Here is a 19,957-nt window from a genome sequence, read left to right as displayed (position 1 = left end):
TGGCGGCGGCAGGTCAAGGGAGTTCTCTCCCGCCCATGCGCTCCATGCCAGCCCAGCGCGCGGGCAGCAGGTTTCCGAGCGAACCTCGATTGATGCCTTGGTTCCAGTCGAACTCGCGCCCGTAGATGTCGATGATTGCGGTCTGCCCGTCGATGGTCGCGCCGCCCGTGTCGATGGGCAGAAAGGTTGCCGGGTTATAGAAGAGCGCCCGCTTGGCCGCGTTGGTGAAGTCGAAGGCGTGTCCGGTGAACAGCATGAGCCTGCGCAGCGCGCAGCCGGAAAGCGGCAGGCTCGGCGCACCGAAAAGCTGGCGCATGTTGGCCAGGTTGACCGGAATGCTGTCCGCCGTGAGCGCGATGGTTGAACTGGTTTCGTTTGTCGCGATGGTCATGGTTCCCGCCACGGTATCAATCGACACGAAATAGGCGTTGATCGCGAAGGGATCGGCGGGGAGCGCCCACGTTGGCGCGCCGCCAAGTTGCACCGAGCTGGTATTGCGCAGCCGCACGCGCGGACTGTAAATGTTTGCCCCGTCGAAGCTATCGACACCGGCAAAGGAACCGGCGAGACCGCGCGTCACGCGCATGAACATGACGAAGCTGAGACGGGTGGTGTTGGGAAGGACCGCGTCGGTCGTGTTGACCGCCGTATCAGGCGGGACCAACTGGATTTCCTGATAATTCGAGCCGCCCAGAAACTCGATGTCATGGCGCGGCAGGGTGTCGCCAGCGTCCTGCGCCAAGAGGAAGGTCTTGCGCGCCTCATGACCGCCCCGGAAGTTGGCCGCACGCATGATGATTTCGCGCGAGCCCAGCGCCGGGGTGATCTCGCCCGCGCCCCGCGTGATCGCGCCGGTCGAAGGGTTGATGGCAATGGCTTCGTCAGAAGTATCGCCCGCTGTCCGGTAGACCTGCGACACGGTGCCAAGGATCAGCCCGGTGGAAAGCAAGGTGCCCGCCGCATCCTTGGGGCGAATCGGGAGCACTTCTTCATGAACATAGGGCGCGCCGCCGTTCATCGCGCGGAACAGCCGGGTCTGCTCAAAGCCGAGCAGGGTTGCGCCAAGGCTGTTGAAGTGCGTCCCGTCGACGGTCAGGCGAGCGTCGGAGGCAAGCGCCTCATTCTGGCGCCAAAGAGCTTCCCAATCATAGATGCGAGCGCCGTGAGCCGCACGCAATTCTCTGAACAGGCGCTGCTGCTTAGGCGCTGCCCCCGCCGCCTCAGAGCCGCCCACCGCGAAGGCCCACTGCCCGGTAAAGGTCGCGATGATAGCGTCCACATTCGCGCGGGTGGTCACATAGGTCGCCGCGTTCTCGTCATTGTTCGAGCCGTTGCTGATGTTCGTGCCAGAGGCGCGCGCGGGGTTGGTCACATTGTCCGCTTGGATCAGCGCGAGGATTTGCGCAGTCGTCCGCCCGCCGATCCCGATGTTCGAGACGGAAGCGCCGGGTGCCAGCGCCCCCACCACATTGGTGCTGGTGCGCGCGGGCGGGCCGATGGTCTGTTCGGCAAGGCTGTCCCCGCTCAACCGATACGTCAGCCCCGCACCAATAGGATCGAAGCCGCAATCGCCGCGAAGCGCATTGACGTTGCGCAGCACCATTTGCCGATAGTCCGCCGTCTGCTGGGCAAGGCGCGAGCGCCGAGCCTGCGACAGCGCGGTCGCCACGTCTTCGGTTTGCGGCGAGGTGACCAGCCCGACCGAGAGATAGCGGGTGTTGTTGTAATTCGACCATCCCGCCGTGCCGATGCGGACATAGCCTTCCTGCCACTGTGGGCCGTTCACCCCGGTCGCATAGCGCATCGTCGAAGCCGTGCGAGTGGTGCCGTCAGCTGCAAAGCACTCGATCACGGCAAGGTAATAGAACCCCGCCCGCGCCGGATAGCGCGGCACAGGCACAAAGAACCCGCCCGCCTTGTAGGCCGCGCTGGTGACGGTCGCCGTCGCAACAGTCACGTCCCCCGCAGAGAAGGGCAACGCTTCAAGGTTTGCCACGTTTGCGGGCCGCTCGATAAGAGTCGCGGTGATGACGGGCGCGTCACCCATGAACCGCACGCCGTCGATATTCGCCCCGGCGGCGAAGTCGGTGCCGCAAAGATAGCCGCGCGCAAAGGCTGTGAAGTTGCTGCCGATTACGATGTTGGTGCCGCCGGCGGTCAGTGCCAGCGTGGAAACCGAGCGCCGAAGGTTCTGCGCCGAGCGGACATAGGTCAGGGCATTGGCCGAAATGTCGCTGGCGAGGCCTTCAATCTCATTCGCCGCATCGGCAAGACCGGTCACCGCGCCTTCGGCCTGATCGGCGGCGGCCTGCGCCGCGATGCGGACGTTGCGCGCCAGCTCCTCGAACTGCTCCCAGCTGCCTTCACCCGATGCGCCGAGCTTGCGATACCAGCCGTTGAGCTCGGGCGTCGGATCGCCGAACACCAGCGCCACGTTGTCCGCCGGATGCGCCAGATCGGCATCGAGCGCGGCCTTGGTGGTCTTGGCGAGATTGGTGGCGATCAGCTTGGTCAGCAGCTGCTCGTAAGGCACCGCCTGCAGCGGCCCGTTGGGCGAAAACACCAAGGCGCGCAGACCCTCGGGGATCTCGGAAAGCTCGGGCAGTTCATCGGGGCTGATGGTGCGCAGGTCGCTCACTCGGCAGGCTCCTCGGGGGTAAAGCGGACGGCGGATTGCGCGGCGACCCAGTCGATCAGCGCCTGCAGCTGCAGCGCCTGCTCGCTGGCGATCAGGGCATCGTCGAGGCTCAGCGCTCGGGCGGCAGGAAGTCGATCTTGCGCGGGGGCTGCATCAGCTCGGCCGGGGGTGGCGGGAAGCTGGGGCAGACCAGCTGGGTCGGCACGGCGGGGATCGGTTGCGGCGGCGTCTCGCGCCCGCAGGCGCTCAAAGCGAGCGCGCAGAGCAGCAAGATCGGCGCGGTAATCGGCGAGCTTCGCATGGGTGATGGTCTCCTGTTCGGCGCGGACGCGCGCGGCATTGGCCTCGGCGTCGGCCTGCGCCTGGGCGCTGGCGGCGAGGAAAGCGTTGACGGTGCCGAGGTGCGCGGCCTGCTCAGCGGTGAGGCTGGTCTGAAGCTGGGCGACCAGCGCGCTCATCCGAGGGTTGAGGATGAACTGGTGAAAGGCAGCGAACACCGCGAGCGCCGCAATCACCGCGTTGCGCCAGTCCGCCAGCAGCCACTTAAGCGCTGCCGAGAGGCCTCTCAGAACCGCATCAAGCGCGCCCGAGGCGAAGAGTTTGAAGGCGAGCCACATCAGGCCGCGCCCGCCTTGCGCAGCGCGACGCGGACTTCGTCGCGGATGTAGATCTCGCGCGCGCTGCGCCAGACCGGGTTGCGCGGCTCCTTGGGATTGACCCGATCATACATCAGCACGACGCCGTCCTGCGACCAGCGCCCGTCGAAGAACAGCGCGCGCTCGGCCTTGCGGCGATCGAGGATTTCCTTGGGCTTCGACCAGTTCATGAACTCGGACCAGGCGCGCTCGCGCCGACCGAGAAGGAAGGACTGCACCCAGTCGGCCTGCCCGATCGCGCCGGTATTCCAGTGGAAGGAGAGCGCGCCAGCGGTTTGAGACTCGGTGAGGTCACGCCCACGGAAGGCGCGCCGCACCTCGGGCAGATACTTGGTGCGCAGCAGCCATTCGAACACCTCGACGGCACGCTCGATGCTGGAGCGATGGCCCAAGCGCGTCGTGTCGTAGCGATCGACATTGTGTCCGCTGGCATTGGTGACGCCGAAGCCCCAGGTCAGCACGCCCGCGCTGCACTTGTAGGCTTCGAGCACGAGGCCTTCATGCTCGGCGACTTCGAGCAGGATGCGTTCGGAGAGGAGGGCGGTGGTCATGATCCGCGCCTAACGGCGGATCGCGCGGGCGCGTTACCTCCGCCCGCGTAGCAAGTCCGTCAGAAGAGCCGCAGCTGGTCCTGTTCCTTGCGGGCGCGTTCGAGGATCTCATAGACCCGGCCTTCGCGAATTCGCAAGTGGCGTGCGATCTCGCGCCGCGTCATGATGCCTTCGTCGGCCAGCTGCTTGACCTTGTGCTCCAGCACCGCCCGCATCGGCACGCGCACGATCGTCCGGAACATCGTGTCGCAGAGCTTGCGGGCCAGCTCCTCGCCGATCGCTTCGGCAATGCGCGGCTCGCGCGCCGGGTTCTGCGGGATGTAGACACGCTCACCCCGGAACTCGACCGCGAAGTCGAGCGCCGCCTTCGGCCCGATCACCGCAGCGATCTCGTCCAGCACGGCCGATCCGGTCGAGGGGAAGGCTTCGGTCACTGGCTGGCAGTGTCCTGATCGGCAGGCGCGCCGGTGATCGTGGCCTGCGCCAGCGGCAGCGGGTGTTCGCAGTGCGAGCACTCGGCCGACATGCGGCCGACGATCCAGCCCTTGTTGCCGCACTGCGGACAGCGGTTGGTCTCGCCCTCGTGGTAGCACAGCGGGGCGATCCGCTCGAAGGATGTGCGGGCGTTCATGACAGCACCCCGCCTTCCCCGAAGAACTCCAGCGTGATCGAGACTGGCAGCATCGTGGCGAAGATGCTGCGGAACGCGCGGCGAGTGGCGGTAATCCGCCCGAACCCGACGAGGCCGGGGATGGTGTCGAACCACTCGGGCGCGCTCATGCCGCACCGCCTGCGGCGCGCAGCTTCGCGCCCAGCTGCTGGGCGAGGGTCTGGTAGTCCTCCGCCCCCATCGGGCCTTCCGCGCCCAGCTCGACGCCGCACAGCCGCCACGCGGCGGTGTTAAGCGTCCAATCCGGCCGCGCCTCGCCGATCTTCACCAGCTTGGCGAGGATAGCCTCGCACAGCCCTTCGTTGAGCTTCAGGGGCGAGAGGTTGTTGCCGCTCGCATCGGTCTGCGCCCAACCCTCGATCTCGGCCCGTTTCTTCAGAGCCTCGATCAGCTTGTAGCCATCGGATTGCTTGGCCCAGACGAGCCGCTCGCACCCGATCTGGCGCTTTGCGAAGGCCTCCAGTGACTTCTCGTCCCGGCTGCGCGCCCAGCCCAAATGGTAGAGCGAGATCCACAGAGCCCGCGCCTTGCGGGCCATCGGGTTCTGGGCAACGCCCTTGCCGTTAGCCTTGGGCAAGGGCTTCCAGCCCAGCGCCTCGAACCGGCCCAGCACGCGTTCGAGCTGCTGCTCGGTGCAGTGCTTGGCCGAATCGTGGCCGGTCTCCTGCATCAGGATGTTGCGGTAATCGTCTTCGTTGAGGGCCAGCGCCTTGCGGGCGACATGGACCTTGCCGAGCATGGCGTTGCGGCGCTTGGCGCGGGGATCGAAACGGGCCGGCCGCGCGGGCGCGGTCGAGGCGAGGGACAGGGCCATCAGGCGTCTCCCGTGATTGCGGCCACACCGATCGCGAGGATCGCGAAGAGGCCGAGGGTGATGATCATTCCGATCGCTTCGGACCGGGCGGAGCCGGGGCCGCGCGCGGCATCAAGCTCGCGCGCGGTCTGGCGGTAGAGGTCGAGGAGGCGGGTCACTGAACCGTCCTGGTGTTCTGCTTCCACGCATTCCGCAGATGCTGGAGCGTCACCGCCGTGCCCTGCGTCACGGCCATCAGGTGGGCGACCTCCAGCGCGAAGGTAGCACCGCGCAGCGCGCCCGGCTTGCTGACCATGTCGCGTACGAAGGCGACCATCGCGGCGTCCGTGATGCCCCATGCGGCGGCGAGCGCCTCGGCATCGCCCTCGACCGCACGCGGGCGGATCAGGCTGAGGCCGATGCGGCTGAAGATCTGGGCGAAGTCGGCCGCACGGCTGATGCCGTAGATTGACTGCTGCACCCGCTCGTTGCCCATCAGCGCGATGCCCACGCCGGTCTCGTCCTGCCAGCCCCTGATCTCGTCGAGAGCCTTGATCGAGAGGTGCTGCGCCTCATCGATGATGAGCACCGCGTGGCGCAGGTTGCGGACCTTGTCGCAGATCATGTCGGACAGGTGGGCGGGCGAGCCCACCGCCTGCTTTTCGCCGAGTGCGCGCAGCACCCGCTGCTGCATGGTCATGATGCCGCTGGACGACGGGGTCATCGTCGCCATGAAGCTGTTGTGGTTATCGCGCAGGAAGTTCTGCGCTGTCTGCGTCTTGCCAAGGCCCGCACCGGTGACGATCAGCACCAGGCGGCCGCGCTGCGCCCACTGGAGATAGGTCATGATCGCCGAGCTGGTGGGCGTCTCGAAATACCCCGGCTTCTCGGGCAGGTCGGCTACCAGCTCGGACTGTGCGGAGAGCGTCTGGCGGTAGTTCGCGATGATGTCGGCGTACCGCTTGCGGTTGCCCGCATAGCCCTTGCCGAGCAGGTTGCTGACCGTGCCGTGCGCGATGCCGGTCCAGCTGGCGATATCGGTGAAGCTCGCGCCGGTTTCCGCCTTGTGCGCTTTCAGCCACTCGATCTGCTCTTCGATGAAGCGGTCCTCGGGCGTCATGTCGCCCTGCTGCTCCACCACCCCGGTGAGGGTTTCCTGTGCTCTGGTTGCCATCTATGTGTCCTTTCGTTCCTTCAGTGGGACTGATGCGCGGGGGCGATTGGCGTTGGCCCCGCGCATCACTTCTTCATTCGACAACCCTGAGGCGCGCGGCCCCGAGAGCTGCGATGATCTCTTCCTCGCCCGCATCCGGCACGGCGGCGGCAGGCTGCGGCTTCAGCGCGGCCGAGCCGACCGTGGTACGGTGGCGGATCGGGCGAACGATGGTGGTGTCGGGGCGCGGCGGCGCTTCGGCGGGAACCTGCGCGGCGGCGACCTCGATCGCGGTCAGGGTGCGCTCGGCTTCGAGCCCGGCGCGGACTTCGCGGCGGGCCTGCTTGCGGCGCTTGCCCACCTCGATCGCGCCCGCCTGATCGAAGAATCCATGGTCAGCGATCAGATCGGCCTGGGCGAGATAGCGGCCCTGCTTGTCGTAGATGTGGACCTCGCGGTGCAGGTTGTCGGGATCGAACCGGACGGTGACCGTCGCCCCCAGATGATCGAGGCAGACCGGCGAATAATAGCGGTTGCCATAAAGCGTCACCTCGCCGGTGCGGCTGTCGAGGCGCTTCTTCTCGGCGGCGAGCAGGGCCATGCGCAGATCGGTCTCTCGCGCCTGGCCGATATCGGAGAGGGCATAGCTTTCGGCGAAGGTGGCATCGCAGCTGCGCCCCTTGCAGGCCCCGGCACGGCGACCCTCGCGGGCATTGTAGGCGGCGAACCCGCGCGCCACGATCTGCTCGAACTCGTCCCACGGCACGGTGCGCGCGCCATAGTTGGCGGGCTTGTTCGTGGGGCTGTTGCCGGTGTAGGCGCCCGCGCATTCCGGCCCGCGCCAGACATGGTCGCCCATCTCGCGGAAGGCGCGCTCGACCGGCTTGGACTGGCCGTGATAGATCTGGGCAAAGCGCACCTCGATCCCGACCGAGACCAGCAGGCCTGCCGGCTCCTCGGGGTCGATCTTGTAGCGGTACCGAGTGGCAGCCCCGGCAGAGAGCGCCTTCGATGCGAAGGTGCGGCTGTTGTCGAGCAGGCAGACCTTGGGGATGCCGAACTGGCGGAACAGATCCGCGAAGGCCAGCCGGGTGGCCAGCACGTTCTCCGACAGGTCGACGCGCCAGGCGAGGATCTTGCGGCTGTAGACATCCTGAATCGTGGTGATCACCGGGCGCACCTTGCGCTTGGGATCGGCGGGGTGCTCGACGAACACGTCGGCCATGTGGCCGTCGACGTTCACCACCTGCATCGCGTGCAGGCTCTCGACCGAGCGGCGCACATCGGGGATGTGGCGCTCCAGTGCTTCGGTGCCCTTGCGCGCCATGATCTGGACCGAGCGCGGCACCTCGGCCTTCAGGCGGCGCAGCAGGGTGCGCTGGTGCGGCAAGGCGAGGCCGCGTTCCTTGGCGGTGCGCTTCAGCCGTTCGAAGCACGCTGCGAAGGGCGGCTCCTCGGGGCGCAGCCAGTCGCTCTTGATGAGCTCCCACAGCGCCGGGTCGATCTCCGCCTTCTTGCCGCCGCCCTTGCGGTTGGTGGCCAGCGCCGGGAGCCAGTCGCCGCGATCGAGCCCGCGCACCGCGCGCAGCCAGCCGAAGATCGCCGCGGGACTGAAGCCATGATCGCTGGCGGCACGCGCGACGGCGGCGGTTTTGGTGACCCCGGCCGCGCAGCTCATGCCGATCTCAGTGACGATGGCCAGCCGCTGCTGCGCTTCGGCCTTCACGCTCGCCTTCTGCGCGTCGAACCATTCCCATGCGGCGGCGCTGGCGTTCGGTTCCGCCTTGGGCTGCGCACAAGCGAACCCGCGCCGGGCAAGGTCGGCCTGCGCCTCGGCGGGCAGCAGACTGAAGTGATATTCGTTGCCGCCACCGCGGCCAGCCCGCGCGCGCACCAGCAGCTTGCGATCGGCGCTGAGACGCGAAGCCCAGCGCTCGGCCTGCGCGCGCCGGTTGATCGAGCGCTTGTCACCCGGCAGCCCGGCTAGACCGAGCGTCTCCAGCTCGGCGGCGGTGAACCATTCCCGCGACAGATCGGGCAGCCCTTCGGTGAATTGATGTTGGAGGCGAGCAGTCACTCTTGGCCTTTCCGGTGTGTGTGAATCGGTCGCGCGCGGCCCTCCAGCTCGCGGATCTCGCGCTTGTCCTGCTCGATCCGCTGGCGCAGCTGCCCGATGCGGGCGATTTCGGTCTCCGCGCCGATCAGCAGGGCGACGCCGAGGTCGCCCATGATCTCGCGCAGCAGATCCTGCCGCGAGGTGACGATGACGAGGGCGGCGAGGCGGGAGAACGGCACGCGGTGATCGTCGCGCGCGGGGCTCGAATAGGCATCGAGCATCGACTTGGAGATGTCCTCCTCGAGCAGCTCGCTCATCGCCGCAGCGATCACATAGCGGCTGCGCGGATCGCTCGCGAGGATCGTGCCGACGAGGCGGTTGACCTTGCGCTCGAACCCCGCAAGCGCACCTTCCCCGCGCGCCGGGACGGGCACGTTCCACTCAAAGCCGAGCTGGTTGGGGTGCGCCTTGGCCTTGCCCATCAGATCAGCCCCGCCTTGCGGAGCTCTTCCGCCATCAGAGGGTCCATGCCAGGGGCCTGCTCGGTTTCACCGGACAGAAGCTTGCGGATGTTTTCGAAGGCGCGATGCGCCCAGCGCCCGGCGATCTCCGCGCGCTCGAAGTCGCCCTTGCGCTCGAAACGGTTGGCTCGGGCGTGCCACTTCGAGGCAAGGCTACGCATGTCCTTCGGTGCGCGTCGCCAGCACACACCGCATATGATGCGCACCCCCGGCTCGACCTTGGTTGTGCCGCGCTTGCAGCCTGCGATGCAGCAGTTGATCCGAGGGAAGGACGGGCGCTTAGGCATTGCCGCTCCGCACCTTTGCCTTCAGGCTGATCTTGAAGCTTGTGCTGGTAACCCGCGACTTGGCATCCAGATTGATCCGAAGCGTCCCGCCGTTGACGTACTCAGCGACGATCCGCCGGCATCGACCGGCGCGATCCAGATAGCCGAACAACTTGGGCTTTCCCTCGCCCAGCTGGGAGAGGCCGAGGTTGTCGATCTCGGCGAGCAGGTCAGCGGTCGGCTCGAACGCATGTTTGGTGAGAGGTCCCATGCTCATGACGGCCACCCCCAGCGGATGCAAACGCCCTCGAAGTCGACCCAGCGAGCGCCGAGCTCGGCATGCGCCTTCAGCCAGAACTCGCCCATCCGACGTCTGGCGAAACCTTGAGCAAGCGAACCGAACCCGTCGCGCTCCGCAAATCGTTCGATCCCGACATCACTAAGGGCAACATGCCCCACCGTAATGCCGGTGATCAGCTGCTCCGCCTGCGCGTCGATGGTGATCGTGATCGGTTGAACGCCGATGCAGATGGGATCGGGCTCGATCAGTTTGCGGCACTGCTTGGTCCGCATCGCGGTGTAGAGCTGGATGGCTTCGCCCTCGCGCGCGTGACGGCGGCGTTCGGCGCGAACCGTCTGCCGCTTGGCACGGGTGACGATCGGCTCGATGAATTGCGGGGCGAAGGAATAGGCGACCATCTCAGTCCCTCATCATCCAAGAGGCTTCGAAGTCTTCGAACCCGGGCTGCGGCGGCTGACCGGTGCGCAGGCTCAGTGGCGGCAGGGCCGAGCGCAGCCCGCGCCGCGCCATCTTCGCGCGGTGCTTCTCGCGCGCCTCGACCGCCTTCATCCGCGCCTCGGCCTCAATCGGCGTGACGCCCAGTTCGAGCGCCAATTCCATCACCTTCCGGTGGTGGCGGCAATATTCGGCATGGCTGGCAAAACGCGGCATCAGCGGTGTCCTCCTGCTTTGCGCAGACGCGCGAGCAGCCGCTGCGAACCGCGCTTGATCAGCGCCTCGCGGTGGCGATCGTGCGCCGGATTGTCGTCGAATGTCGAGATGATCGCCCGCACCCGGGCGGGCGAGATTTCGAGATCGGACGCGATGTCGCGCTCTGACGCGCCGAGATCGAACCGCGCCATGACAGCGGCCTCGCCGGGTGTGAGCTGCGACATCAGCGGTGCCCTCCCGCCTGCCGCACCAGCTCGCCGAGCCGCGCGGTCTGGCTGCGCAGCGCGTTGTCGCGCGCCACGTCCTGACCAAGATTGATGTCGAAGCGCCAGACGACGTTCTGCACCGTGCTGCGCGGGAACCCGGTGGCGCGCGTGATCTGCTCAACGCTTTCGCCGCGGTCGAAGCGCGCGAGCACCGCCTGTTCGGTAGAGGTCAGGCCCATCAGCCCTTCCTCCCGATCCGCACCAGATGCAGCGGCTCGCCATCCGGCGCGCGCGGAATCGCCACCGGCTGCAGCACCTGCAGCTTGCGGCGGCGCGAATGCGGCGCGCGGCGCACCTTGCCCTCGATGATCAGGGCGCGGATCAGATAATCCGCCAGTCCCTCGTCGCCATCGAACGCACCATCGGCGACCTCGTCATTGCTCGGGCCGCGCCCGTGCTTCAGCTCGAACCCGGTGATGAAGCGCAAGGCGTCCGCCTTCTGGTCGAGGAGGCCGATCATCGCACGGGCCTCCGCAGCTGCGCACCCAGCACCTGGCGCTGCTGGATGCGCCGGATCGCCGGAAACCGGTCGAGCCCGGTCTCCTTCATCTCGCGCGCGATCGCGTCTTCGCCCGGAACTCGGCTGCCAACGCGGCTCACTTGGCCAGCCCTCCCAGCAGCAACGCCCACCAGATCAGGCCCGGCGCGCAGATCGCGACGACCAGCAGGGCCAGCACGATATCGATCACATCATCCTTGGTCGGCCAACGCATCAGAGCGCCTCCTCAAGTGAGAGAATTTCGGAATTGCGGTGCAGCGGCGGCAGCCAGATCGTGCGCGTCTGGCCCGCGATCGTCGGGCGCTTCACGTCCCAGACGATCCAGCAATAATCGGTCATGCCGCCGCTGAAGGCGCGCTTGCCCATCGCCGCGATCCGGTCACCCGGCGGCATCGACGGGCGCTGGCACAGGTGCAGCACCGCCTGCGGCGGATGATCGGTGAACAGCTGATAGCGCGCCTGACTGGCGAGCCACTTGCTCGGCATCAGGATGCACACCCGCCGCGAAGACAGGGTCAGCGCGTGCCGGGCAAAGGCTTCTGCGATGCCCTTCACATAGCTGTAAGGCGGGTTGCAGATGATGCTGCAGGGCGCGGGCGCGGCGGTCTGTTCGAGAAAGTCAGCCTGAAACCAACGCGGACGCTTCAGATCAGGGCAGGCATCGAAGGCCTCCCAGTCGAAGTTGTCGACAAGATCGGAACCGATCGTGTCGATCACGTATTCGGGTCCCCACTCGGCGTTCTCCCATGCGGCCTGCATCGTGTTGCCCATGCCGCAGCACGGATCCCAGATCGCGAGCCCATCAGCGCGCTCGAGCGCGAATTTGTCGAGCGTGTCCGCCAGTTGCCGGGCACACCAAATCTCATCGACATACCAGTCGAGCGGGTGGCGCTTTGCGTGCCGACCGGAGGAAATTTCACCCCGCATCGCGCGTCTCCGGCATATCGAACACGACCGCCTGGGCGTCGCGCCGTAGCGCAGCGAGTTCCTCGTCCTCGACGGGTTCGCCATCCAACAGCTTGTTGATCGTCACGATCGCGGCGGCGAGCGCATCCGAAGCCTGCGCGACACCGACCTTGCGCGGGCGATCATCCCCCAGCTCTTGGTCGAGCAGATCGCGCATCTTGCGCTTCACGTCCGGAGTGCCGAGCGCGCGGACAATCTCCGGGAGGTGCTGCTTGATCTTCGACGGGCCGAGCCGATCAAGATTGCCCACGACCGCATTCAGGAACTTCTGATGCGCCACCGGCTCGACCTTTGGCGCGAACTCGTCCGCACCCGCCGCGATCATCGCATCGGCCACCCCGATTTCGGGATCAGCCAGCAGCGCCTCGATCACCCGGCGGCGCACCGCCTCGCTCTTGAGGCGGGTCAGGTCGAGCAGCTGCTTCTGGTTGTCGCCCACGACAGGGTGCTTGGCGAGCGCCTCGGCCAGATCAGGGAAGGGTGCGACAACAAGGTGGAAGATCGAGAGATCTCGGCGGATTGTCCGCTTGTCCATGCCGAGCGCGTCGGCCACCGATTCCTGCCAGCCATATACAGCGGACATCGTGTCCGCTGTATCGTTGGTCTCCTCCTGAAGGGCCTCATCAGCCCCCTCTTCGAGGTGCTTTACACGATCCCAGCGAGCCTTGATTGCGAGCTGCTTGGCGGACAGGTTTCCATGCTGACGGGCGAGGCGGGCTTGAGCGGCGTCCGAGAGCGCGGCAGTGAACTTCGCCCGTTCGATGAGGCCAAGCGGGCGGCGGTGCAGGTTCTCTGATGCCTCCAGATCGGCGAGGTCTTCGGGCTTGCCCTTCACCTCGATCGCGAAGACCGTGATGCCTTCATAGGTCGCACCCATCAGGCGGTGCATTCCCGTGACGAGCCGCCACGGTTTCTTGCCCTCCGATACGACCGCCTCGATTGACTTGCCCGGCAGGTTGCGCGCGACTTTGATCGGGTCGCGCTGGCCATCGACCGCCATCAGGCGACCAAGCGCCGCAGCCTTGTCCTCGTGCAAGAATCCGATCCGCTCGGGGATCAGCACGTCGTTCGGCGAAAGCTCCAGCACTGCGGCACTGGTCAGCAGCGGGCGACCGCTCATTTCGCACCCCCACATAGACGGTGCGCGGCATCTGCAGGCGGGTTAGACCGAGGGCTCCCACTGACGGAGAAAAGCCCATGTCGAAGTCCGACGCCGACAGTATCGAGGAACTGAAGGACCACATTTACGCCGTCCAGCAGCTCCTTCTCGCGCATGTCATTGCGGTCGATAAGGTTGACAGGGGCGCGACGCTTCACACCATCGACATCCTTCGCCATCAGCGCGATAGCTTCGCGGAAACGGGCAGAGGACGTGTCGCGGTCCGCCTGAATGCCTTTATCGATGTGATCGATGAGAGCCTCGATTGAAGCCTGCGCATCCATCAGGGCGCGACGCATCTTCATGCGCCGAACAACCGCCCGCGCGCCGCGCGGGTTTGCGAAACCGTGATCGGGCAAGTCGTGCAGGGTCATCATGCCGCCACCTTCCCGCCCTTGCGGAGGCGCTTCGCATCCTCGGCCTCGATCTTCGCCAACTCGCGATAGAGCGCCTCGATCGAATGCAGGTTTGCTCCGGGCGGGTTCGGGTTCCTCTCCGTTTTTCTCCATTTGAAGAAGGTGTCAGGGGAGATGCCCGCCCTGCGGCAGAGCTCGGCGATGGAAATCCGGGAGGCTTTCGCCCGCTGCTCGATTTCTCTGACGACTTTTTGCTGCTTCATATTCGGCGCAATAGCGTAGATTTTTACGCCTTGCAACGCAGATATTTCCGCTCTCTTATACGCCGCCTAATTGGTAGTCCGGCGCCGTGTCCGGCATAGAGGATGATATCACGCTGATCCGCGCCCTTGTGGATTATGCGGGCGTATCCGCAGCCGAGGTTGCGCGCCGAGCTAAAGTCAGCCCCCGGACGATCCAGCGGATGAAGGGCGGAAATCCCGACTCGCGCTTAAGTGCTCCCACACTCGACAGCCTTCGTGCTGCTTATCCCAAGTTCCCAGGGTGGACGCGAGGTGCCGAGTGGAGCGAGATGCCTTCTGCTCATGATAGGGCGGATGATATCGTCGAGCTCGACCAAATCGACCTGAAGTATGGAATGGGCGGAACATATGCAGACGGCCCCGTTCAAATCCAGCGGCGAGCTTTCTCTCGGGGTTGGCTTCGCTCGATAACTTCGACCGCGCCGCATCACCTCTCTTGGGCTGTTGGCGATAACGACAGTATGGAGCCGACGATCCGTTCGGGAGAGGTGGTCCTGATCGATCGGTCCCAAGACAGTCCTCGTCACGATGCTGGCATTTGGGCGGTGACGTATGGCGAGATCGGCTCGATCAAGCGGTTACGCTATTGCCCAGATGGCACGGTCGAATTGCATAGCGATAATCAATTGGTCCGCCCTCAGACAGCTGTCGATGACGAGCTGCATGTCATTGGCCGCGTCATAGCGGTGGTGAGGAAGCTTTAAGCATGTCCGACAGAGAAAAGGCCCATCTAACCATCGAAGCTTTCGCGGACCACCTGCAGGAGGCGGTCGAGACCTTGGGATATTTTGAGTCCGCTGCATTCTACGATTTGCTCGAATGCTACCGTCAGCGATGGGATGCTGGAACTTCCTCTACTATACTCAGAAAAGATGAGGTTCTACCTCTTCTATCGGCCAAAGGCCGTGTGGACCCTCGCCATGCGCAGATCGCCACCTATTCGCGAGCAAGCTTTAACATGTATCGTGAGCAAGTTCCTGCTCGCGAGCAGGCGTGGTCGAAGTTGGGGACCGATGCCCGCTTTTCAGCAAGCGTAAAGATGGTCTGCGACCAGGCGCGGTCAAAGGATGGCACTGTCGTGCCGATCGAAGATCGCTGGCCGCTACCCTTACCCGAATGTGGTCAGGAGTGGTGTCCCTGCAGCTGGCATCTGGTTTATGAGCGAAGGAGCAAACGCTGACGCTCAGGCCTTGGACTTGAGGTGCGCTTCGGCGATCATCGCATAGAGCCGCGCGAGAATTGATCGGCTCGGTGCCCGCTCAGGACCGAACTGCGCTTTCAGCAAGGCCGACGCATCGTTAATCGAACCTCGGCCATACAGGCTAAGGATAGCCGCCCTGACCTCGGCATCCTTCCAGTAGGGCGACTTGCAGCGAATGGTTGCCACCGTCTCGGGAGGGATGATCGGCTCATGCTCGAGGGTCACAGCCGGCCCTTCGTCGCCTGCTTCGATCAGCGCGACAATGCGATCAAGAAGAGCCAACGCCTGATTGATTTGCTGGTTGCGGGAAGGGCGCATAGTGGGACGATCTCCGGCTAGTTCTTGCCCCACTTACAGAAGCAAGGGTTCATCGCCTATGGGAAAAATTTGCGCCCAGTTTCATGATGGCGATTTCGGCGGGGCGACCCAGCCACGGTCGAAAAACTCTATTAATTCAATGAGTGCCCAGTTCGTCCCGTTTTTCCCATTCTGGGGCATCCTATGCCCCGGTTCATTCAATGATGAGAAGCGTCTCAGATGCCTCTGGGGTCTGCCTCACCCGGCCGAGAACCGCGGATTTCCGCCATTGAGAAGGCACCCTCTCAGAATGCAGGCGAATATCGCGGCAACCGTCCGATGGGCCTGATCAACCAATAAATGGCACCGCGCTCTAGACACTCCCGCCGAGCGCCAAATTTTTGGAGAGCCTATGCGAAACCCCGGATTTCAGCCATTCCCATGCCGCGTTGTCCCGAGATGTCCCGGGAAATCCCGGCCACCGCTCACTCTATTACCTTGTGTCCTCTAGCACGGAGGCTGCCTGTGCGGCGCGGTGCGCTACACCTGCGAGTCCGATCCGCTGCTGTGCGTCACCTGCCATTGCAAGAACTGCCAGCGGCAGGCGGGCAGCGCCTTGTCGGTCATCATCGGCGTGCCCGAGGATGCGGTGGCCTTCGAAGGCACGCTCAAGACCTACAACGACACCGGCGACAGCGGCGCCACGGTCAGGCGGCAGTTCTGCCCCGAGTGCGGATCGCCGGTCTTCACCCGCGTCGAATCGCCGCCGGGAATGATGTTCATCAAGGCCGGGACGCTGGACGATACCAGCATCCTGAAGCCCGCGATCCACTGCTATGCCAAGAGCAAGCAGGACTGGGTCGACCTCGGCGATATCCCGGCCTTCGAGACGGTTCCCGAAGGGCTTTAGAACAGGCCGGGCAGCTCGCGCTGGGCAGGGTTGGGGCGATCGGGCTGGAGCGGCTGACGCTCCGGCAGGTCGAGGCCCAGGCGGGTGCGCTGGCCTTGCGTCAGCCCGCCCGCGGTGGTCCCGCCGCCGCTCGCGGTGATCGGGGTGCAGGTGCGCCCGCCAAGAAAATCGAGCGCCGCCGCGATCGAGGCCTCCTGCGGATCGCCGAAGGGCCGCGAGATATCGTCGCCCGCACGGCAGGTGTTGGGCACCACGCTGGCCAGGCCGGTATAATATTCGCCCTGATTGCTGGCATTGAGCGTCTGGAACGCCACCGCGCGGATGCGCAGGTCGCAGGCGGGCAGGTCAAAGCCGAACTGGCCGACCGGCTTGCCGAAGGAATTGGCCCCCACCAGCGCCATGTTGGTGCCGAGATAGGGGATCAGCGAATTCGTCACGAGCTCGCTCGCCGAGGCACTGGAACCGGTGGTGATGACCGCGACCTTGGTCGGCGCGATGGCGTTGGGCTCGGCCCGGAACAGGCGGGTCTCGTTCTCCGCCGCCTTGGAGGGGCGCAGCACGGTGCGGCTCCACACCTGCCCGGTGCGCCCGGCGCCCATCAGGTCGCCCATCGTGTCGGCCACATCCACCAGCCCGCCGCCATTATAGCGCAGGTCGATGATCAGCTCGGTCACGCCCTGCGCGGCGAACTGGCCATAGGCGGTGCGCAGCTGATTGGCGGCATCGGCGATGATGAAGGTCCGCAGGTTGATATAGCCGACCCGCTTGCCTCCGTCGTTGAGGATCACCGCGCCGTAGCGGTCCGACACGGGATCGAGCGGGAAGTCGGTCTTGGTGATGCTGCGTTCGACCACCGCGCCGCCCGGCTGGGTGAAGCGCAGCACGCGGGTGGTGCCCGCGGTCGAGGGGCCGAGCGCATTGACCACCGCCTGCACCCCGCCATTGGCGAACAAGCTGCTCACCGTCTGGAGATTGGCGCTGCTGGTGCCGATCGCGGTGATCTCGCTCCCCCGGTCGAGCCCGGCGCCGAAGCCGCTGGCGTTCTCGTAGGCTTCCTGCACGAACACCCGCCGCGCCGCCGTGTCGTAGAACAGGCGAATGCCGAACCCGGCGGAGGAGCCGGAATTGATCAGTGCGTTTTCCTCGGCGATCGAGGTGACGAAGGTGAAGCCGCGGTCGCGGTTCTGCGCGCGGGCCGGAGCGACGCGGGCGTCGAGGAAGCTCTGCACCGAGTTGAAACTGGCCGGGTTGGCCGGGGCCAGCAGATCGGGAAAGAGATACCATTCGTTGAGCACGCTGTCGGCGAAGTCCTGCTGCGCGCGCAGCGAACAGGCCGCAGGCGTCGGGGTAGGGGAGCCACCCCCGCCTCCGCCGATGGGCACGCCCGGAGACGATGACGATCCGCCCCCGCCACAGGCCACGAGGCTGACCGAAAGCAGAAGGCTCAAAGCAAGGCGTGCAGACTTCATCGGGGCGACCATCTCCGAAAGGATTGCCCGGACAAGGGGGGTGCCCGGCCCGCCAGAAATGCATGGGCGCATGGGCAAGAGCAAGCGGGATAAGGGGAAATCCGCAGTCAAAGGGCCAAAAGCGTGACCTTTTTGCCTGCATTTGCAGGGTTTTCCGCAGAAAGCGGGCAAAATCGGCTTGCCAAGTCTCGTCTATGCCACCCGAACGCACTAGCACGGGGGGAAGGACGTGACAGAATCATGAGTAATTTTCCCGCCTGGCTCGCACCCCATGTGCCCGCGCCCGCCCGCCATCCCGGCCTCGCAATTGCGATGCTGGGTTCGGCGCAGACGATCGCGCGCGGCGGCTTTGCGCTGACCAGCCCCGCGTTCCGCGCGGGTGACGATCTCGACGCCAGCTTCACCGCCGACGAGGAAGACGCCGTCGCCCCGCCGGTGGAATGGAGCGCGCCGCCGCCGGGCTCGGCCGAGCTGGTGCTGGTGGTCGAAGAGGTTGCGGACAGCGGCAAGGAACCGGCCTGTCACTGGCTGGTCTGGGGCCTGGCCGGGCAGCGCGGCAAGCTTCTGGAAGGCGAAACTCCGCCGCGCACCGGCAAGAACAAGGCCGGCAATTCCGAATGGCTGCTGCCCGCCCCGGCCGAGGGCGAGACGCGCCACTACCTGTTTCAACTGTTCGCGACCGACCTGCCGCTGGTGCTGATGCCCGGCGCGGGGCGAGCGGAACTGCTTGCATCGCTGCAAGGGACGATTACGGCCTGCGCAGTCCTTCACGCCACCTATACCGGCGGCGGGGAGGATGATGATGCGGGCTGGGACGATGATGATTTGTGATCAACCTGCCACAGACATAAGGGAGTAGACGATGGCTGGCACGACCAATGCACTTCAGAAACCGGTGACGCTTTCGGGCGAGCTCGAAGCCGTGATCGGCAAGGGCCCGATGACCCGCGCCGAGGTGACTTCGAAGGTGTGGGAATACATCAAGGCCAACGGCCTGCAGGACAGCAAGGACAAGCGTCAGATCAATCCCGATGCCAAGCTTGGCGCGGTGATCGGCAATGACCAGATCTCGATGTTCAAGATGACCGCTGCGGTCTCGAAGCACCTCAAGTAAGTCCTGCGGCCCGCTGCAATCGGCGGGCCTGACTGGCACATTCAGCGGCGCGCGATCCGATAGGGTCCGCGCCGCTTTTGCATGGGCGCGCCCTTCCATGACAGCGCGATCGCGCCCTTCGCGGCAAGCGCGTCGGTGGCGGCGTGGACAGCCTCCATCTCGGCGCGCCAATCGCCCTGCGACCCGGCCAGCAGGCGCGCGGCCTCGCTCGGGCAGATGGTCGCGCCCGCCGCCCGTTCGGCGAGCAGGGTGAGGATCGCGTCTTCCGGCGTCATGCGGATTTGCGGCGCAGCGGCAGGCACTCGCCCACCCACAGCGCCAGCCAGATGATCACCGGCTGCGCGAACATCCGGGGCACGTGATAGCCCATGCCGAGGCCCCCGTCGCCGCGCGCCATGTCTATCATCATATGGTTGATGTTGGCGGGCCACACGCACAGCGCATAGGCGGCAAGCCCCCACCCGGCGGCTTGTCGCAAGCGCTTGGAGAAAGGCTGTACAAGGCCGATCGCGCCGAGGATTTCCGCCACCCCGGTCCACAGCACCACCGCCCCGGGCGCGGGCACCCAGGCGGGCATGATGGTGAGGAAGGGCGCGGGCAACACAAGGTGGACCACACCCGCGATGAAGTAGAACAGCGCCAGCAGCCAGCGCAGCACGGCGCGGATCATGGCGTGACTCCGCTGCCCGGCTCCCAGCCCGGAGCGGCAAGCCGGAAGCCTGCGAAGTCGAACCCCGGCACCACCACGCAGGAGACGATGCTGTAGCCATACACCGGAGCGCCATAGGGCCGCGCCGCCTGCCATTCGCCGGGCGCGACGAGGCCCTGCAACTGCTGGCCCGCTACGACATCGCTGCCAAGGATCACGCTGCGCGCCGGGCCCTCATCGCTCGCCGCAAGCCGCAGTTCGACCGGATCGCCCGCCTGCCACAGCCACAGTTCGGCCGCATCGACCGTGTGCCAGTGCGAGGCCTCGTCGGCGCGCAGCAGGAAGATGATCGCGGTGCCGTTCGCCCGGCCATCGGGGAGGGGCTCGCCACGCCACGTCTCGCGATACCAACCGCCTTCGGGGTGAGCGGCGAGGCCCAATTGTTCGATCAGCTTTTGCGCGCTATCGCTCATGTCCGGCCCCTTGTCCTGTAACGCTGGAGCCGCCTTACCG

The 19,957-nt window shown here is 65.7% G+C and carries 33 protein-coding genes; 5 read left to right on the top strand and 28 right to left on the bottom strand.

Going from position 1 to position 19,957, the window contains the following annotated elements; translation table 11 throughout:
- Positions 1-13: 13 nt before the first annotated feature.
- From E2E27_RS16835 to E2E27_RS16740, 23 genes are all read right to left on the bottom strand, one after another.
- Entirely contained in the window at positions 14-2,638 is a 2,625-nt protein-coding gene (locus E2E27_RS16835; RefSeq protein WP_141461122.1) for an SGNH/GDSL hydrolase family protein, read from the bottom strand.
- Positions 2,635-3,255: a hypothetical protein gene (locus E2E27_RS16830; RefSeq protein ID WP_141461120.1), complete on the bottom strand. Its 621-nt coding sequence runs from the start codon at positions 3,253-3,255 to the stop codon at positions 2,635-2,637. Before E2E27_RS16830 ends, E2E27_RS16835 begins: the two co-directional genes overlap by 4 nt.
- Positions 3,255-3,845, bottom strand: a complete 591-nt coding sequence (locus E2E27_RS16825) for a lysozyme (RefSeq protein WP_141461119.1) — start codon at positions 3,843-3,845, stop codon at positions 3,255-3,257. Before E2E27_RS16825 ends, E2E27_RS16830 begins: the two co-directional genes overlap by 1 nt.
- A gap of 59 nt (positions 3,846-3,904) precedes the next feature.
- Entirely contained in the window at positions 3,905-4,279 is a 375-nt protein-coding gene (locus E2E27_RS16820) for a hypothetical protein (RefSeq protein WP_141461117.1), read from the bottom strand.
- Positions 4,276-4,476 (bottom strand): DUF2614 family zinc ribbon-containing protein, encoded by a 201-nt coding sequence (locus E2E27_RS16815; protein WP_141461116.1) that lies wholly within the window; start codon positions 4,474-4,476, stop codon positions 4,276-4,278. The genes E2E27_RS16820 and E2E27_RS16815 overlap by 4 nt, the downstream gene beginning before the upstream one ends.
- The gene (locus E2E27_RS18840) at positions 4,473-4,625 is read right to left on the bottom strand and encodes a hypothetical protein (RefSeq protein ID WP_181443491.1); all 153 of its coding nucleotides are present in this window, start codon (positions 4,623-4,625) and stop codon (positions 4,473-4,475) included. Before E2E27_RS18840 ends, E2E27_RS16815 begins: the two co-directional genes overlap by 4 nt.
- Entirely contained in the window at positions 4,622-5,329 is a 708-nt protein-coding gene (locus E2E27_RS16810) for a regulatory protein GemA (protein WP_141461114.1), read from the bottom strand. The genes E2E27_RS18840 and E2E27_RS16810 overlap by 4 nt, the downstream gene beginning before the upstream one ends.
- Positions 5,329-5,487, bottom strand: coding sequence for a hypothetical protein (locus E2E27_RS18835; RefSeq protein ID WP_181443490.1), 159 nt, complete (start codon positions 5,485-5,487; stop codon positions 5,329-5,331). Before E2E27_RS18835 ends, E2E27_RS16810 begins: the two co-directional genes overlap by 1 nt.
- On the bottom strand, positions 5,484-6,482 hold the full coding sequence (locus E2E27_RS16805; protein ID WP_141461112.1) for an AAA family ATPase: 999 nt from the start codon (positions 6,480-6,482) through the stop codon (positions 5,484-5,486). The genes E2E27_RS18835 and E2E27_RS16805 overlap by 4 nt, the downstream gene beginning before the upstream one ends.
- A gap of 73 nt (positions 6,483-6,555) precedes the next feature.
- Positions 6,556-8,538, bottom strand: a complete 1,983-nt coding sequence (locus E2E27_RS16800; protein WP_141461110.1) for a transposase domain-containing protein — start codon at positions 8,536-8,538, stop codon at positions 6,556-6,558.
- Entirely contained in the window at positions 8,535-8,999 is a 465-nt protein-coding gene (locus tag E2E27_RS16795) for a hypothetical protein (RefSeq protein WP_141461108.1), read from the bottom strand. Before E2E27_RS16795 ends, E2E27_RS16800 begins: the two co-directional genes overlap by 4 nt.
- Positions 8,999-9,199, bottom strand: a complete 201-nt coding sequence (locus tag E2E27_RS16790; RefSeq protein WP_141461106.1) for a hypothetical protein — start codon at positions 9,197-9,199, stop codon at positions 8,999-9,001. Before E2E27_RS16790 ends, E2E27_RS16795 begins: the two co-directional genes overlap by 1 nt.
- Before the next feature lie 118 nt (positions 9,200-9,317).
- Positions 9,318-9,581, bottom strand: a complete 264-nt coding sequence (locus E2E27_RS16785; protein ID WP_141461103.1) for a hypothetical protein — start codon at positions 9,579-9,581, stop codon at positions 9,318-9,320.
- A complete protein-coding gene (locus E2E27_RS16780) occupies positions 9,578-10,003 on the bottom strand; it encodes an ASCH domain-containing protein (RefSeq protein WP_141461101.1) in 426 nt (141 codons plus the stop codon). The genes E2E27_RS16785 and E2E27_RS16780 overlap by 4 nt, the downstream gene beginning before the upstream one ends.
- A gap of 1 nt (position 10,004) precedes the next feature.
- Positions 10,005-10,256 carry a hypothetical protein gene (locus E2E27_RS16775; protein ID WP_141461099.1) on the bottom strand — a complete coding sequence of 84 codons (252 nt, stop codon included), beginning with the start codon at positions 10,254-10,256 and terminating at the stop codon, positions 10,005-10,007.
- Positions 10,256-10,480, bottom strand: coding sequence for a hypothetical protein (locus E2E27_RS16770; RefSeq protein WP_141461097.1), 225 nt, complete (start codon positions 10,478-10,480; stop codon positions 10,256-10,258). Before E2E27_RS16770 ends, E2E27_RS16775 begins: the two co-directional genes overlap by 1 nt.
- The gene (locus E2E27_RS16765) at positions 10,480-10,701 is read right to left on the bottom strand and encodes a hypothetical protein (protein ID WP_141461095.1); all 222 of its coding nucleotides are present in this window, start codon (positions 10,699-10,701) and stop codon (positions 10,480-10,482) included. The genes E2E27_RS16770 and E2E27_RS16765 overlap by 1 nt, the downstream gene beginning before the upstream one ends.
- Positions 10,701-10,982 carry a hypothetical protein gene (locus E2E27_RS16760; protein WP_141461094.1) on the bottom strand — a complete coding sequence of 94 codons (282 nt, stop codon included), beginning with the start codon at positions 10,980-10,982 and terminating at the stop codon, positions 10,701-10,703. The genes E2E27_RS16765 and E2E27_RS16760 overlap by 1 nt, the downstream gene beginning before the upstream one ends.
- Positions 10,979-11,122 (bottom strand): hypothetical protein, encoded by a 144-nt coding sequence (locus E2E27_RS18830; protein WP_181443488.1) that lies wholly within the window; start codon positions 11,120-11,122, stop codon positions 10,979-10,981. The genes E2E27_RS16760 and E2E27_RS18830 overlap by 4 nt, the downstream gene beginning before the upstream one ends.
- Before the next feature lie 112 nt (positions 11,123-11,234).
- Entirely contained in the window at positions 11,235-11,948 is a 714-nt protein-coding gene (locus E2E27_RS16755; protein ID WP_141461092.1) for a TRM11 family methyltransferase, read from the bottom strand.
- Positions 11,938-13,107, bottom strand: a complete 1,170-nt coding sequence (locus E2E27_RS16750; protein WP_141461089.1) for a hypothetical protein — start codon at positions 13,105-13,107, stop codon at positions 11,938-11,940. Before E2E27_RS16750 ends, E2E27_RS16755 begins: the two co-directional genes overlap by 11 nt.
- Complete coding sequence (locus E2E27_RS16745; protein WP_141461087.1) at positions 13,104-13,523, bottom strand: hypothetical protein; 420 nt, start codon at positions 13,521-13,523, stop codon at positions 13,104-13,106. The genes E2E27_RS16750 and E2E27_RS16745 overlap by 4 nt, the downstream gene beginning before the upstream one ends.
- The gene (locus E2E27_RS16740; RefSeq protein WP_141461085.1) at positions 13,520-13,765 is read right to left on the bottom strand and encodes a transposase; all 246 of its coding nucleotides are present in this window, start codon (positions 13,763-13,765) and stop codon (positions 13,520-13,522) included. Before E2E27_RS16740 ends, E2E27_RS16745 begins: the two co-directional genes overlap by 4 nt.
- 86 nt (positions 13,766-13,851) lie before the next feature.
- Between E2E27_RS16740 and E2E27_RS16735 the strand changes: the two genes are divergently transcribed.
- Together E2E27_RS16735 and E2E27_RS16730 are read left to right on the top strand one after the other, a co-directional pair.
- A complete protein-coding gene (locus E2E27_RS16735; RefSeq protein WP_141461083.1) occupies positions 13,852-14,508 on the top strand; it encodes a S24 family peptidase in 657 nt (218 codons plus the stop codon).
- A 2-nt stretch (positions 14,509-14,510) separates the two neighbouring features.
- Complete coding sequence (locus tag E2E27_RS16730) at positions 14,511-14,984, top strand: hypothetical protein (protein WP_141461080.1); 474 nt, start codon at positions 14,511-14,513, stop codon at positions 14,982-14,984.
- Between the two features lie 3 nt (positions 14,985-14,987).
- Here the strand turns inward: E2E27_RS16730 and E2E27_RS16725 are convergent, their stop codons facing one another.
- Entirely contained in the window at positions 14,988-15,323 is a 336-nt protein-coding gene (locus E2E27_RS16725; RefSeq protein ID WP_141461078.1) for a hypothetical protein, read from the bottom strand.
- Between the two features lie 514 nt (positions 15,324-15,837).
- Here E2E27_RS16725 and E2E27_RS16720 point away from each other — a divergent pair.
- Positions 15,838-16,212, top strand: coding sequence for a GFA family protein (locus tag E2E27_RS16720; RefSeq protein WP_234036104.1), 375 nt, complete (start codon positions 15,838-15,840; stop codon positions 16,210-16,212).
- On the opposite strand, the gene E2E27_RS16715 is transcribed toward E2E27_RS16720, so the two are convergent.
- A complete protein-coding gene (locus E2E27_RS16715) occupies positions 16,209-17,681 on the bottom strand; it encodes a S41 family peptidase (protein WP_141461076.1) in 1,473 nt (490 codons plus the stop codon). The two genes, E2E27_RS16720 and E2E27_RS16715, sit on opposite strands and share 4 nt — an antisense overlap.
- 240 nt (positions 17,682-17,921) lie before the next feature.
- Here E2E27_RS16715 and E2E27_RS16710 point away from each other — a divergent pair, with 240 nt between their 5' ends.
- Together E2E27_RS16710 and E2E27_RS16705 are read left to right on the top strand one after the other, a co-directional pair.
- Entirely contained in the window at positions 17,922-18,512 is a 591-nt protein-coding gene (locus tag E2E27_RS16710; RefSeq protein WP_141461074.1) for a YbhB/YbcL family Raf kinase inhibitor-like protein, read from the top strand.
- A gap of 31 nt (positions 18,513-18,543) precedes the next feature.
- A complete protein-coding gene (locus E2E27_RS16705; RefSeq protein WP_141461072.1) occupies positions 18,544-18,795 on the top strand; it encodes an SWIB/MDM2 domain-containing protein in 252 nt (83 codons plus the stop codon).
- Between the two features lie 41 nt (positions 18,796-18,836).
- On the opposite strand, the gene E2E27_RS16700 is transcribed toward E2E27_RS16705, so the two are convergent.
- The 3 genes from E2E27_RS16700 to E2E27_RS16690 are packed head-to-tail and all read right to left on the bottom strand — an operon-like array spanning position 18,837 to position 19,917.
- Positions 18,837-19,070, bottom strand: coding sequence for a DUF3253 domain-containing protein (locus tag E2E27_RS16700; protein ID WP_141461070.1), 234 nt, complete (start codon positions 19,068-19,070; stop codon positions 18,837-18,839).
- A complete protein-coding gene (locus E2E27_RS16695) occupies positions 19,067-19,465 on the bottom strand; it encodes a DoxX family protein (RefSeq protein WP_141461068.1) in 399 nt (132 codons plus the stop codon). Before E2E27_RS16695 ends, E2E27_RS16700 begins: the two co-directional genes overlap by 4 nt.
- Entirely contained in the window at positions 19,462-19,917 is a 456-nt protein-coding gene (locus tag E2E27_RS16690; protein WP_141461066.1) for a cupin domain-containing protein, read from the bottom strand. The genes E2E27_RS16695 and E2E27_RS16690 overlap by 4 nt, the downstream gene beginning before the upstream one ends.
- Positions 19,918-19,957: the final 40 nt, after the last annotated feature.

Source organism: Porphyrobacter sp. YT40 (assembly GCF_006542605.1).
Taxonomy (GTDB): Bacteria; Pseudomonadota; Alphaproteobacteria; order Sphingomonadales; family Sphingomonadaceae; genus Erythrobacter.
Note: the sequence above shows the minus strand (reverse complement) of the source record. Positions and strands in the feature narration are given on the sequence as shown.